We start from the raw sequence: 15,028 nt of genomic DNA on the forward strand, positions 1-15,028 counted from the left end.
AATTCGTTTTAGATTGCGTATGTGTATTTGGAAACATTGGAAAACTCCACAGAATCGTATAATGAATTTGATGAAGCTTGGAGTTGATAAAGACACGGCTTGGATTACAGCCTATACGGGTAAGAGGATAGCCTACGTATGTCAACGAAGAGTAATGAACTTTGCGATAAACAAAGAAAGACTAACCCGCTTTGGATTAGTCTCAATGTTAGATTACTACACCGAAAGATGTGTTACTTGTTAAGTTGATTGAACCGCCGTATACGGAACCGTACGTACGGTGGTGTGAGAGGTCGGAATTTCTCACTTGTGAGAAATTCCTCCTACTCGATTGATGCAAGATTGGTGTAGAATGAACACTATAATGTATTTTAAACACTATGAAATATAAGGATATTATATGCCGGGAGAAAAAATGGCACTCATTAAAAATCGCATAAAAGAGGATATCCGGCATAATGGCCTTCCGATATTGGTAATTGTGTTTGCATGGTTTGCGGTCACATTGATTTTTCATCGTTTCTGCCCCATGGTGATTGTGACAGGCTTTCCGTGCCCCGGGTGCGGGATGACGAGAGCACTTATCAGTTTCATCACGCTCCATCCGATAAGGGCGATGCAGTACAATCCTTCGTATCCGTTTTGGATTGTGGTGCTGATAATAGGAGCTTATCAGCGATATGTTCAGGGGAAGAGTTTTAACGCTCTTAAATATCCGCTGTTAATAGTAGCAACCATAACCATAGGTGTTTACATATGGAGACTTACGCACGTGTTCCCCAGTACAGAGCCGATGGTTTATACTCACCAGAATTTTTTGGCTTTTATCAGTCCTAAGTACGATAGTGCAGTAACATCTTTTTTTCAATAAAAAATTCAAATATAAAAGAAAAGGTAATGAAATAAATTATGGCAACAAAGATAAAAACAGTATTCTTCTGTCAGAGCTGCGGCTATGAGTCCGCAAAATGGATGGGACAGTGTCCCGGCTGTAAGGAGTGGAACAGCTTCGTGGAGGAGACGATAAAACCCTCGGTGACAGGAAAATCGTCCAAGAGAAACATTAGCGGTATTGCAGGAAGCGGAGAGGCGCAGAATAAGCCTATGAAGCTTTCGGAGATCACTCTTAATGAAGAGGACAGATTTGATACACACATAGGTGAACTTAACAGAGTTCTCGGAGGAGGCCTGGTCAAGGGCTCCCTTACACTTGTGGGCGGCGATCCCGGAATCGGTAAATCAACCCTGCTTCTTCAGACAGCAAGGCTCCTTGCGGCTGACAAGAGAAAAATTCTTTACATTTCGGGAGAGGAATCGCTCCAGCAGATTAAACTTCGTGCCAACAGAATTGGCGAGTTCACAGACGATATGACATTGCTGTGCGAAACAGATCTCGGAACGATCGAGGAGACCATCAGAAGGCAGAATCCGGATGTCGTCATTATCGACTCAATTCAGACGATGTTCAATGAAAACGTAAGCTCTGCTCCTGGCAGCGTATCCCAGGTAAGGGAGTCAACGGCTGTTCTTATGCGTATTGCCAAGCAGCTTGGGGTCTCGATTTTCATTGTTGGACATGTGACAAAGGAAGGAACCGTGGCAGGTCCCAGAGTCCTCGAGCACATGGTGGATACCGTGCTCTACTTCGAGGGTGACAGACATGCCTCATACAGAATATTAAGAGCTGTTAAAAACCGCTTTGGCTCCACAAACGAGATAGGTGTATTCGAGATGAGGCAGGAAGGACTTGCGGAAGTCGAGAATCCTTCGGAGTTCATGCTTGAAGGAAAGCCGGAAAATGCCAGCGGTTCAGTGGTTACCTGCTCCATCGAGGGAACAAGACCGATTCTTATAGAGATTCAGGCGCTGGTAAGTCACACCAATTTTAATTTCCCAAGGCGCCAGGCGAACGGAACCGATTACAACCGCGTGAACCTGCTTATGGCAGTTCTCGAAAAACGAGTGGGACTTGAACTCTCATCATATGATTGCTATATAAACCTCGCAGGTGGAATGAAGCTCATAGAGCCGGCACTCGACCTTTCGATGTGTATGGCAATTGTATCGAGTTTCCGCAACAGACCTATTCCGGATGACGTGATTGCCTTCGGTGAAGTCGGACTCTCGGGAGAGGTGCGCTCTGTTAATATGCCTGACATCAGAGTGTCAGAGGCAGCAAGACTGGGCTTTAAGACCTGCCTTGTTCCAAAGTCCGCAGAGGCAAAACTTAAGAGTGCTTTCAAGGATATTAAGATCATCGGAGTTTCTTCAATTCAGGAAGCGGTTGGCATGATAAGGTGATTCGTAAATTGCTGTCGGCCCAAATGGTAGTTGACATAATTACTTTAATACTGTAAAGTTTTAACTAATTACATTGTATACATGTATAAGCAATTATAAATGTGCGTAACATAGTATATGTAACATTCGTAAAAACGAGGAGGACAAATTATGAAGAAGATGAAGAGTGTGATCAGTTTACTTGCAGCATCAGCACTTCTTGCAGGAACAATTGCAGGTTGCGGCGGCAATGCAGGCGGTAACACAGCATCTACAGGAGAGGGCACAGCTACTGAGAGTTCAGCAAGCGGAGCTACTTTTAAAATCGGTTCAATCGGACCTCTCACAGGTGGTGCTGCTGCATATGGTCTTGCTGTTGTTAATTCGGTAGAACTTGCAGTAAATGAGATCAATGCTAACGGTGGTATCAACGGATATCAGGTTGAGATGAAGGGTGAGGACGACGAGCTTAACGCAGAGAAGTCCGTAAACGCTTATAACACACTTAAGGACTGGGGGATGCAGTTCCTTGTTGGTTCAACAACAAGTGCTTGCTCACTCGCAGTTAGTGAGAACACACATGAGGACAATATGTTCCAGCTTACACCTTCAGCTTCAGCTGCTGACTGCGTAGCTTATGACAATGTTTTCCGTGTATGCTTCTCAGATCCTAACCAGGGACTTGCTTCAGCACAGTACATCGGAAGCCACAAGCTTGCATCTAAGGTAGCTATCATCTACGACAGCTCAGATGTATATTCATCAGGTATCTATCAGACATTTGCACAGGAAGCTGTTAATCAGGGATTTGACGTAGTTTCTGCTGAGGCTTTCACAGCTGATTCCAAGACAGACTTCTCAGTTCAGCTTCAGAAGGCTAAGGACGCAGGCGCAGAGCTTCTGTTCCTTCCTATCTACTATACAGAGGCATCACTTATCCTTACACAGGCTAACACAATGGGATATGCTCCTATATTCTTCGGTGTAGACGGTATGGATGGTATCCTTACAGTTGAGAACTTCGATACATCACTTGCAGAAGGACTTATGCTTCTTACACCTTTCGCAGCTGATGCAACAGATGATCTCACAGTTAACTACGTTAAGAACTACAAGGAAAAATACGGCGAGACACCTAACCAGTTCGGAGCAGACGCTTACGATGCAGTTTACATCATTAAGCAGTGCCTTGAAGAGGCAGGTGCTACACCTGATATGAGTGTCAGCGATCTCTGCGAGGCTGTAAAGGGCAAGATTGTTACAATCACAGCTTCAGGTCTTACATCAGACACTATGACATGGGATGCAAGCGGCGAGCCCAACAAGGAGCCTAAGGCTGTTGTTATTAAGGACGGCGCTTACGTTACAGCAGAATAATAGTGTTATAAAAGATTATTTTTTGATATAATTTTCATATCGCGAGGTGGCGAGGAATGCTGTCAAAGGCATTCCTCGTTCCATATTTACAAATCTTTGTTGGAGGAAATATGAGCTTCTTGATCTATCTGATTAACGGACTTAGTCTGGGGAGTATCTATGCTATTATCGCCCTTGGCTACACTATGGTATACGGAATTGCCAAAATGCTGAATTTTGCACACGGTGATTTCATCATGGTGGGATGTTATGTCATTTTTACAATCTGTTCCACATTAAATGGCAATACCGTCGTGGGACTTATCGCCGCAGTGATTCTGTGTACACTGCTCGGAATCACAACGGAGAAGGTGGCATACAAGCCCCTGAGAGGCGCAGCTTCTCCTCTGGCTGTTCTTATAACTGCAATTGGTGTCAGTTATTTTCTTGAAAATCTTGCTCTTCTTATTTTCGGAGCAGATATCAAATCGTTTTCATCGGTTGTTTCATGGCAGGGACTTTCCTTTGCAGGTGGTGATCTGAAAATCCAGGGAGTAACAATTATTACCATCCTTTCAAGTGTGGTAATCCTTATTGTGCTTCAGCTTTTCATCCACAAGACAAGAGAAGGACAGGCTATGCTTGCTGTTGCCGAGGACAAAGGCGCAGCTATGCTCATGGGGATAAATGTAAATAAAACCATTTCCCTTACCTTTGCAATAGGTTCAGCTCTTGCTGCTATCGCGGGAGCACTTCTCTGCTCAGCATATCCGTCACTTTCACCTTACCTTGGTGCGATGCCCGGAATCAAAGCCTTCGTGGCAGCGGTATTCGGCGGAATCGGATCAATTCCAGGCGCAATGATCGGAGGACTGGTGCTCGGTATAGTTGAGATTCTCAGCAGAACCTACATCTCCTCACAGCTTTCGGATGCGATTGTTTTCGGAATCCTCATTGTAGTGCTGCTCGTTAAACCTACGGGATTATTAGGAAAGAAAATTCAAGAGAAAGTGTAACCGCCATGACAAAGAAAAAATTCAAAGACCAACTTATAACTTACGGAATCGTGATCGCGTTATATCTGATCATGGAGATACTTATGAAAACCGGCAACCTTTCAAGCCATTTGAAGGGACTACTCGTACCCATGACCTATTATGCGGTTATTGCCGTTGCGCTTAATCTCTGCGTCGGAATCCTCGGAGAGCTAAGTATAGGCCACTGCGGATTTATGTGTATAGGTGCATTTGCGAGTGCTGTTTTCTCAAAACTGACTCAGAATACTCTGCCGGCAGCGCCGAGATTCTTCCTGGCATTTGTTGTGGGAATCGCATTTGCTGCGCTGTTCGGATTTTTAATAGGAATTCCCGTACTAAGACTTAAGGGAGACTACCTCGCCATCGTCACTCTGGCGTTTGGTGAGATTATCAAAAACGTTATAAATGCAATCTACTTCGGTGTTGATTCAAAGGGACCTCACATTTCACTGAATAATGTAATGGATCTCGGAATGGAGCCCGACGGACAGGTAATAATAAACGGAGCCATGGGAATCACAGGTACCCCCAGAGATGCGAACTTTACCATCGCAATTGTTGTACTTTTGCTTGCACTTTTCGTGGTACTTAACCTCATGAACTCGAGGGACGGACGTGCTATCATGGCAGTTCGTGACAACAGTATCGCGGCTGAATCCGCAGGCATCAATGTCACCAAGTATAAAATGCTTGCCTTCACAATTTCGGCTGCAATTGCAGGTGCTGCAGGCGTGCTCTTTTCACACAATATCACATCACTTACGGCGACCTCACAGTACTTTGGATATAATGCTTCCATCATGATCCTTGTGTATGTGGTGCTTGGCGGAATCGGAAATATCAGGGGCTCAGTCATTGCGGCTGCAATCCTGTATCTTCTTCCTGAGATGCTCAGAGGTCTTAACACCTACAGAATGCTGATCTACTCAATCGTGCTTATTGCAATGATGCTCTTTAACTGGGCACCCGCAGCGATAGAGTGGAGAGAAAAAGTAGCACACAAATTTATTAAAAGGAATGCGTAATTATGACATTACTTCAGGTTAACAATTTAAGTATTGCGTTTGGAGGACTTCGTGCCGTTGATGACTTTTCCCTTGAGATACAAAAGGGCGAGCTCTACGGACTCATCGGACCTAACGGTGCAGGAAAGACCACGGTATTCAACCTTCTTACAGGTGTTTACAAGCCGAACGAAGGCATCATCCGTCTCGACGGTGAGGACATCACCAGGAAAAATACCATCGAGATAAATCACGCCGGAATCGCAAGAACTTTTCAGAATATCAGACTGTTTCACCAGATGTCGGTGATCGACAACGTTAAGGTCGGACTGACCGAGCGCTTCAAGTACAGCACACTTGAGAGTGTCTTGCATCTCGGAAAATACAGAAAGCTTGAAAAAGAAATGGACGAGGAGGCTTTAAAGCTCCTCAAGGTGTTCGATCTTGATAAGGAGAGGGACGTCCTTGCAAGCAACCTCCCCTACGGTAAGCAGAGAAAGCTCGAGATCGCAAGAGCTATGGCAACATCACCGAAGCTCCTTCTTCTCGATGAACCCGCGGCAGGCATGAACCCCAACGAGACAGCAGAGCTCATGGAGACCATCGCCCTAGTCCGCAAGGAATTCGACATGACGATCCTGCTGATCGAGCATGACATGAAGCTCGTGTCCGGAATCTGTGAGAAGCTCACAGTACTCAACTTCGGCCGGGTATTAAAACAGGGCGAGACCAAGGAAGTTTTGCAGGATCCGGAAGTAATTAAGGCGTACCTTGGTGAATAACAGATAGAATACACTCTCTGTCTTCCCCCACTGGGGGAAGGTGGCACGAAGTAATACACTCTCTGCCTTCCCTCACTGGGGGAAGGTGGCACGAAGTGCCGGATGAGGGGTTAGGAGAACAAATGTCTTTACTTGATGTAAAAAATCTAAGCGTAAACTACGGCGTTATAAAGGCCCTCAAGGGCATCTCTTTTCATGTAGATAAGGGAGAAATCGTAGCTCTTATCGGTGCAAACGGCGCCGGAAAAACAACAACACTTCATACACTCTCGGGACTTCTTAAGCCCTCGGAGGGTGAGATAATCTATAAGGATAAAAATCTTGTGACAACACCGGGGCACAAAATCGTATCTCTTGGAATGGCGCAGGTACCCGAAGGCAGACGCGTTTTCGCGGATATGACCGTTTTACAGAATCTGAAAATGGGAGCCTATACCAGAAACGATGCCGCGGAATTTCAGTCAACCCTTGAAATGGTATTCAAGAGATTCCCGAGACTTGAGGAGAGACAGAATCAGATATCGGGAACACTCTCAGGCGGTGAGCAGCAGATGCTTGCAATGGGTCGCGCACTCATGTCACATCCTGATATAATATTAATGGATGAACCTTCAATGGGACTTTCACCGATATTTGTAAATGAGATTTTCAGTATCATCGAGGACGTGAACAAGGATGGCGTTACCGTGCTCCTTGTTGAGCAGAACGCGAGAAAAGCATTAACTATCGCCGACAGAGCTTATGTCCTCGAGACAGGAAGCATCGTCAAGGAAGGTCCGGCAAGCGATCTTCTCAACGACGAAGCAATTAAGAAGGCATATCTGGGAGAGTAAACATGAAAAACATCGTCATCACTATTGCAAGACAGTACGGCAGCGGCGGACGCACCGTAGGAAAAATGCTCGCCGAAGAGCTGGGCATTCACTATTATGATAAGGAACTTTCCAAGGTTGCATCAGACATCAGCGGAATAAACGAAAGCTATTTTGTCGATGCCGACGAGAAAGTGAGAAACAACTGGAAGAACAAGATAGCGCTGGGGCCCAAGGTTTATGACGGAAAAGTAAAAAAGCCCGGCGATTATAATGTTGCCTCAGATGAGGACATTTTCAGCTATCAGGCAAATGCACTTAAGATGCTTGCCGTAATGAAAGAGCCCTGCGTAATCATCGGACGCTGTGCAGATTTTGTGCTGAAGGATTACGACAATGTCATGAGCGTATTTGTTCATGCTGATCAGGATTTCCTCATGCAGGAAGCAGGCAAGGTTCAGCCCCTCACGGGAAAGGACCTTGAAAAATATATTGCTCAGATTGATAAGGCAAGAGCAGACTACTATGAATATCATACAGGCCATGTCTGGACCGATGCTTTGAATTATGACCTCTGTCTCGACAGTGGAAAGCTCGGTTTTGAAAAGTGCGTGGAAGCCATCAAGGGCTACGCAAGAGTCAGATTCGGCGAGGACTGCTTTGACTGATAATTTAGGATAATTATATAAAGCAAGAAAACAGACATCGCATATTAAGCTGAGGTTGGGGGATAAAATGAAGAGCATATGCATCGATGACAGTTGGATTTTCAGAAGAAGCTTTATTGATTCACTTGGAATGCTGGAGGAGGACCCGGGTGAAATAGTTAATCTTCCTCATGATGGAATGATAGGAACACCGGTTTCACCGGATGCGCCTGCTAAGTCTGACAGCGGGTATTTCAAAGGCGGTCTCACAAATTATACTAAAAACATTTTTATTCCCAAGGAATGGGAAAAAGGCTGCGTAGGTCTTTCTTTTGACGGCGCAATGATGAATGTGACAGTTGATGTAAACGGGTGTAAGGTTGGCAGCCGGCACTATGGCTATGCTCCGTTTTATGTAGATCTTACGGATTACGTAACCTTTGGAGAGGAAAACCGGATAACGATAAACTGCAATACCAGTATGCATGTTAACTCACGCTGGTATACAGGATCAGGACTTTACAGAGGAGTTATGATCTGCTGCGGGCCCAGAGTGCATGTTGTTCAGAACGGAGTTTTTGTATACACGAAGGAAGTGAGTGAGGGAAACGCTTTTCTGGAGGCCAATGTGGAAGTTCAAAATTCCACGACAGAAAACAGTCTGGTTGAAGTTACTGTGTCAATTTGTGAAGAGGATACCGGTGCTGTAAAGACTACTACGAAACGCGTTATACAGATAAACCCCGGAAAAACAGAGAACGCCAGAATGGCAATGATTTTAAATAATCCAAAACTTTGGGATGCGGATAATCCGAATCTATACAGAGTAAAGACAAGTGTTAAGAGCCTTGGAGTATACCGCACACATTTCATTCCAAAGAAAAACGATGAGATTGATGAGGCTGAGACACTTTTTGGAGTTCGAACAATCACTGCGGATGCAATAAGAGGACTAAGGATTAACGGGAAGTCAGTAAAACTCAAAGGCGGCTGCCTTCATCATGACAATGGACTTCTTGGTGCTGTTTCTTTATATGAGACTGAAGCAAGAAAGATAAAAAAGCTCAAGGAATTAGGTTTTAATGCTGTACGAACTGCGCATAATCCGCCATCTGCAGCTCTGATAGAGGCTTGTGACAGAATTGGAATGTATGTATTCGATGAGGCCTTTGATGCGTGGGGAATGGCAAAGAGAGGTGGAGATTATAGTCAGTTCTTTGATACAGACTGGAAAAGGGATCTGACTGATTTTGTCCGAAGAGACAGAAATCATCCTGCTGTTATCCTATGGTCAACGGGAAATGAGATACCGGAGAGAGGGGGACTTGATAACGGCTATACACTTGCAACTCAGCTTGCGGAGACTATCAGAGTGTTGGACGGATCAAGACCTGTAAGCAACGGCATTTGTTCCTTCTGGAGTGGCCTGGATGACAAACTTATGAAAAATCAGAGTCAGGAGCAGAATTCCGCAAATGGTCTTAATGACGGAAGCTGGGAAACGATGACGGAACCCTTCACCAACGGGCTTGATATAGTGGGATACAACTACATGGAGGATATCTATGAGCGCGATCATAAGATGTTTCCTGAAAGAGTAATACTGGGATCAGAGAATTTTCCTAAAGAAGTAGGCTTTAGATGGCCTCTTGTGGAAAAACTGCCCTACGTAATAGGAGAGTTCACGTGGACTGCATGGGATTATATCGGAGAAGCCGGAATAGGAAAGGCTGATTATATTGAAGCCGATGACGAGCGTGTAAAGACAGGTGGCTGGTATCTTATGCCTCCAAGCGGATCGCCCTATCCCTGGCGTCTTGCCAATGATGAAGATTTTGATATTACGGGACACATGCTGCCACAAGGTGCGTACAGAAGCATCGTCTGGGGAAGCGGGAAAACACACCTGTTTTCAATGCATCCTGATACTTATGGAAAGACTGAGATGATGACACTGTGGGGATTCCCGGCACTGGCTTCATGCTGGAATTATGCAGGATATGAAGATGAGCCGGTAAGACTTGCCGTATTCTCAAATGCGGATGAGGTTGAAGTATTCGTGAACGGTAAAACACTCGGAAGAAAGCCTGTATCTGTTGAACGTCCTATGCCGAATTGCGCATTCTTCGATACAACATATGAACCCGGAAAAGTGGAGGCAATAAGCTTCTTAGACGGAAAGGAAGTAAGCAGGGATGTTTTAACAACTACAGGAGAGCCTGACCGTATACGTCTTATTCCTGAAAAGAAAGAGATGAAGGCTGACGGTCACGATCTTATTTATGTCGGAATAGAAATTGTTGATGGCGAAGGAAATATAATTCCCGATGCAGAAATTGCAATAGAAGCTAAACTGACGGATGATGCTGAGACCGAGCGAAATGAGGAGAGGCATGATATTGCAGTCCTTTCAGGGTTTGGCTCAGCAAATCCGGTAACCGAGGATAATTACACCGATGGAAGAACCGTAACATTCCGCGGCCGGGCGATGGCTATTATCCGCGCCGGATATGAAAAAGGCCAGGTAACGCTTGAAATCTCTGCGAATGAGCTTCCTTCGGTTGAAGAGCATTTTGATATAGCATGAAAAACAGTTTAATCACCCAATTACCACCATTTGGCGGTAGTAAGAAATAATAGATTCTTTTACAATGGTTATATATCATTCTATACTAAATATCGCAATTTTATCGACGAAGTATTAGTGATACAATATTGTGGAAGGCTATTATTGCCGGGGGAGGGTGTGATTGGACAGATTTGGGTTAACAAATAAAAAAGTGCTGGCTATCCTTTGCGGGATAGCTGTAGCTGCTTTTGTTTTCGATATCTATAAACCACTGTATCCATATGTTGATCATATTTCATCCATTTTGTACTGCACACTGTTCATCGCCTGGGGACTGATGGTTAGGCGCAGAATCCTTAATGGTGCAATTAAAAAGAGACTTCTCTATGTCAGCGGCTTTATGGTCGTTCTTTTTGTTCTGCGCGTATCCAGATTTAATTTCTTTGATGATTGTCCTATTATAAGCACATATATTTGGTATGCCTACTATATACCTATGACGGCAATTCCGCTCCTTGGCATGATGGCGGCACTGTACACTGAGCCTGTCAGAAGCATAAAGCGTGTCCGGATAGCTGAGCGGATACTAATAGTCGCAGAGGTCATGCTGGTGATATTTGTCATGACGAATTCTTTTCATAAGCAGGTATTCAGTTTCTACGGTGAGGAACCTATTGAATACAGCAGAAAATGGGGATATGTTCTTGTCTTTGCATGGATGGCAGTACTGGGTATAGGCTCACTTGTTGTTTTCATGAAAAGATGCAGCATTTCATCAGCCAGAAAATCCTGGTATATTCCTGCAATATGGCTTGTGATAGGAATGTCCTTGCTTGTTATTTATATTGTTGTAGGCGGTTCGCCGGTTCTTTTTGGACAAAAAATCTATCATCTTCAGGAAGCATTCTGCTTCCCGTTTATCACGATTTTTGAAAGTGGAATTCAGATAGGCTTTATTCCCGCAAACACTGGGTATGAGCTTTTGTTTGATTACTCCGGAATAAATGCGGCTATCTGCGATGCTGACGGCAGGGCAATTTTGACTTCTAAAAACTGGAATCCCAATGAAAAGGACAAGGATCATAGAATAAAAAAGGAATTTATTTCGGGAGGATACATAAACTGGGTTGTAGACATGTCATCTATAAACAGGCTGAACGAAGAAATCTCGGAGGTAACCGAGGAGCTTGAGGAAGAGAATGACCTCATTCGTCAGGAGAATGAAGTTCGCGCCCAGCGTGTGAGATTTGAGACCAAGAACAGACTTTACAACAGTATAGCTAATGCTGTAAGGCCGCAGGCTGCACGTGTCTATGAGCTTTTGGAAAAGGACGAAAGCGGAACTGTTTCAAGGGCGAATTTGATTTATGCAACTTTCTTAAGTGCATTCATAAAGCGTATGGGAAATCTTATGCTTATATCTGATGAGAACCCTATTGTTTCAACTGCGGAGCTATGCCTGGCTATCAGGGAATCTATGGACTATATGGGGCTTAAAGGTATTAGCTGCGAACTTATGGAATACATGGTGGAAGATATGCCATCTTCGTTTATAATATTTACATACGATCTTTTTGAGAAACTGATGGAAGATGCATGGGACAGCATTCATTCATGCATGGTCAGACTAGAGAAAAACGAACGCTTTGAGATTACCATAATCTTTGACTCGCCTGTATGCACTATTACTCAGGACTGGAAGAAGAGCGAGCTTACGGAGTTTGGAAGCAGGCTTTCTATCCGAAACGAAGATGATACTTTTTATGTGACTGTTTCAAAGGAGGTGGAAGTATGACCTATGGAAATCTTTCGTTAGCCTCAAGAGGAATGATACTCACTGTAACGTATATTATTCTGATGACTTTTATCTATAATACGATAAGGTCTCTGTTTTTAAAGAGAAGCAGGATAAACATTATAGCTTCAATTGTGGCGACACTTATTACCAATCTGCTGTTACAGATTCTTGATATGCACCATATAGGTTTATATGTGATAAAGTTTGAGCTTCCGCTTCCGGTTCTTTTGGTTATTCAGATACTTCTTCTTTTCATTGCGGTAGCACAGCAGTATATAATAGGGAAATGGCAGGAGACACATATTTCTGCAATGTCGGTGAAGGAAGCTTTTGACATGCTTCCGACAGGCCTTTGTTATTACAACGATAATGATGGTATGCCGCTTATGGTAAATCAGACCATGCAGGACATAAGTGTGGATCTGTTCGGAAAAGGGGTTACCAATGGAAACGAGTTCTGCAACAGGCTAAATGAAACAGAAACTGCAATGGCTGTTTCTGAGGGGAAAGCTCCACTTGTAAGATGCTCGGATGGCAGAACCTATAGCATAAGGAAGCAGAAGCTTTTCATAAAAAATAAGGAAATACCGGAGATAATCGCGGTCGATGTCAGCAGAGAATATGCTCTTACTCAGGAGCTTGAGGAGAGGCGAACAAAAGCAGCGCAGCTAAACACCAGACTTAAGGCTCTGCTTGGAACAATAGAATACCTGACCATGAGCCGTGAGCTTTTGCAGCTTAAGGTTGCGCTTCATGACAACATAGGCCAGAGCATTCTCATAGCAAGAAGGTACCTTGCTGAGCCGCAGAGCGTTGACAGGGATGAACTTCTTTACCTTTGGAAGGATAATATCAGGCATCTTTTGAACGAAGAACAGGAAGAATGGGAGCTTCCTTATTATGTGATTTCCAAGGAGGCTGACAAACTCGGCATTAAACTGCAGATAGTAGGAGAACTGCCAAAGGAAACTAAGCTCATTCCGGTGGTTGATTCAGCAATATCAGCACATATTGGAAATACGTTAAAGCACGCGGACGGAAAACTTGCTACAATAAAGGTTAAGGAAACCGGCGGAAGTTATATCCTTACATTTCTAAATGATGGAAAGAAACCGGAGAAAGAGATTGAGGAAAAGGGTGGCCTAAGGAATCTCAGACATGATATTGAGAGCGTGGGCGGAAGTATGAAGATATACACATCACCCGAATTTTGCATGGAGATTATTTTGCCCAAGGAGGATTAGTCAGTGTCGTACGGGGTTGTGATTGCTGAAGATTTCAGGATGATCAGAGAGATATTCGAGAGCGCTGTGGATGGCATGGAAGGCTATGAGATGCGAGCTTCTTTTGCCACAGCCACAGAAGCACTTGATTTTCTTGAAGCGCATGACGCAGACCTTGTAATACTTGACGTACTGTTCCCCGGGAGTATGAGCGGGCTTGAGGCCGCAGAGAAGATAAAGAAAAAAAAGCCGGGCATTAAGATTATCATTGTGACGTCCATGCCGGAACTTTCTTACGAAAAGAGAGCTAAGGAGATCGGCGTCGAGAGCTTCTGGCAAAAGGAGGTTCAGGAACAGCCGATACGCGAGATAATGGAGCGCACGATGAAAGGCGAATCCGTCTATCCAAGCAAACATATGGAGGTCACGGTCGGAAACGCGCAGAGCACTGATTTTACTGAGAGAGAAACCGAGATTCTAAGAGAACTTGTGACCGGTGCCTCTAATAAGGAAATTGCCGAGAAGCTGTGTGTTGAAGCATCCACTGTAAAGATGCATATCTCAAATATGCTGCAGAAGACAGGCTATCACACAAGGCTTGAACTTGCGGTTAAAGCAAGAACACTGGGGCTTGTGATTAATGATTAGAGAGATTGGTGCTTGGGTATAGTGGTGTATGAGTGTAGGTCTGAGAAGGCGGACGCTATTGCTTGATTGCGTGAATGTGGTGTGTGCGTTGTCTGAGGTGTGCGGACGCCACCCTTGACAGCGCAAAAAATAACTGCTGTGGGTGTATCACCGACGGCGAAGAACTCAGGAACAATAGGTTTTCCCGTCGATCGCAGCAGTGTAGCAGTTATTTTTCGTGCCATCAAGGGCAAAGCCGCTACGCGGTGGCTGGGTTATTACCTCCGGCTCTGAATCTAGGAACAATGTGGCGCGTGGGGAGGCTATTTGTGTATGTGGAGGCTTTTACGTATATGAAGGTTTTTCACGTATGTGGAGGTTTTTCACGTATGTGGAGGTTCGTGGACCAAGATATTTGTACTTTGGTTGATATTTGGGTATGAATTTTTGTTTGTTGTACCAAGATAGAGTGGATATAGTGAATATCTGGGTATGAGATTGTGCTTGTGATGCCAAGATAGTTGATAAATGGAAGATATCTGGGTATGGATTTTGGCTTGTTAGACCAAGATTGAAGAGATATGGCAGATATATGGGCATGAGATTGGGCTTATGGTACCAAGATAGTTGAGATATGGCGGATATCTGGGCATGAAGATTGGTTTGTGATACCAAGATAGTTGATAAATGGAAGATATCTGGGTATGGATTTTGGTTTGTTGGACCAAGATAGAGTAGATATTGTGAGTATCTGGGTATGAGATTTGGCTTGTAGTACCAAGATAGTTGAGATATGTAAGAGATATGGGTACGGATTTTGGTTTTTGAGACCAAGATAGATGAGATATGGCAGATATATGGGCATGAGGTTGTGCTTGTGATGCCAAGATAGA

At 44.3% G+C, this 15,028-nt stretch carries 12 protein-coding genes and 1 pseudogene; all 13 read left to right on the forward strand.

The genetic code is table 11. From position 1 onward, the window contains the following. Nucleotides 1-244 (forward strand): annotated as a pseudogene (locus BMW61_RS22970) (group II intron reverse transcriptase/maturase); the annotation flags it as partial. 171 nt (nt 245-415) lie between these two features. Continuing rightward, complete coding sequence (locus tag BMW61_RS18755) at nt 416-871, forward strand: DUF2752 domain-containing protein (protein WP_175475298.1); 456 nt, start codon at nt 416-418, stop codon at nt 869-871. Nucleotides 872-909: 38 nt separating this feature from the next. After that, entirely contained in the window at nt 910-2,301 is a 1,392-nt protein-coding gene (gene radA, locus BMW61_RS18760) for a DNA repair protein RadA (protein ID WP_091825176.1), read from the forward strand. A 159-nt stretch (nt 2,302-2,460) separates the two neighbouring features. Further along, on the forward strand, nt 2,461-3,657 hold the full coding sequence (locus BMW61_RS18765) for an ABC transporter substrate-binding protein (RefSeq protein ID WP_026671404.1): 1,197 nt from the start codon (nt 2,461-2,463) through the stop codon (nt 3,655-3,657). Nucleotides 3,658-3,767: 110 nt separating this feature from the next. Next, on the forward strand, nt 3,768-4,652 hold the full coding sequence (locus BMW61_RS18770; protein ID WP_091825179.1) for a branched-chain amino acid ABC transporter permease: 885 nt from the start codon (nt 3,768-3,770) through the stop codon (nt 4,650-4,652). A gap of 5 nt (nt 4,653-4,657) precedes the next feature. Beyond that, nucleotides 4,658-5,698, forward strand: coding sequence for a branched-chain amino acid ABC transporter permease (locus BMW61_RS18775; protein WP_022763036.1), 1,041 nt, complete (start codon nt 4,658-4,660; stop codon nt 5,696-5,698). A gap of 2 nt (nt 5,699-5,700) precedes the next feature. Beyond that, nucleotides 5,701-6,459, forward strand: a complete 759-nt coding sequence (locus BMW61_RS18780) for an ABC transporter ATP-binding protein (protein WP_022763035.1) — start codon at nt 5,701-5,703, stop codon at nt 6,457-6,459. Between the two features lie 122 nt (nt 6,460-6,581). Next, the gene (locus tag BMW61_RS18785; RefSeq protein ID WP_022763034.1) at nt 6,582-7,292 is read left to right on the forward strand and encodes an ABC transporter ATP-binding protein; all 711 of its coding nucleotides are present in this window, start codon (nt 6,582-6,584) and stop codon (nt 7,290-7,292) included. Nucleotides 7,293-7,294: 2 nt separating this feature from the next. After that, nucleotides 7,295-7,939, forward strand: coding sequence for a cytidylate kinase-like family protein (locus BMW61_RS18790; RefSeq protein WP_091825182.1), 645 nt, complete (start codon nt 7,295-7,297; stop codon nt 7,937-7,939). A gap of 67 nt (nt 7,940-8,006) precedes the next feature. Then, entirely contained in the window at nt 8,007-10,505 is a 2,499-nt protein-coding gene (locus tag BMW61_RS18795; RefSeq protein WP_091825185.1) for a glycoside hydrolase family 2 TIM barrel-domain containing protein, read from the forward strand. Nucleotides 10,506-10,668: 163 nt separating this feature from the next. Beyond that, complete coding sequence (locus BMW61_RS18800; RefSeq protein ID WP_091825188.1) at nt 10,669-12,282, forward strand: LTA synthase family protein; 1,614 nt, start codon at nt 10,669-10,671, stop codon at nt 12,280-12,282. Then, nucleotides 12,279-13,529, forward strand: a complete 1,251-nt coding sequence (locus BMW61_RS18805) for a sensor histidine kinase (protein ID WP_091825191.1) — start codon at nt 12,279-12,281, stop codon at nt 13,527-13,529. Before BMW61_RS18800 ends, BMW61_RS18805 begins: the two co-directional genes overlap by 4 nt. A gap of 3 nt (nt 13,530-13,532) precedes the next feature. Continuing rightward, on the forward strand, nt 13,533-14,156 hold the full coding sequence (locus BMW61_RS18810) for a response regulator transcription factor (protein WP_026499571.1): 624 nt from the start codon (nt 13,533-13,535) through the stop codon (nt 14,154-14,156). Nucleotides 14,157-15,028: the final 872 nt, after the last annotated feature.

Source organism: Butyrivibrio sp. ob235, from assembly GCF_900109475.1.
GTDB lineage: Bacteria > Bacillota > Clostridia > Lachnospirales > Lachnospiraceae > Butyrivibrio.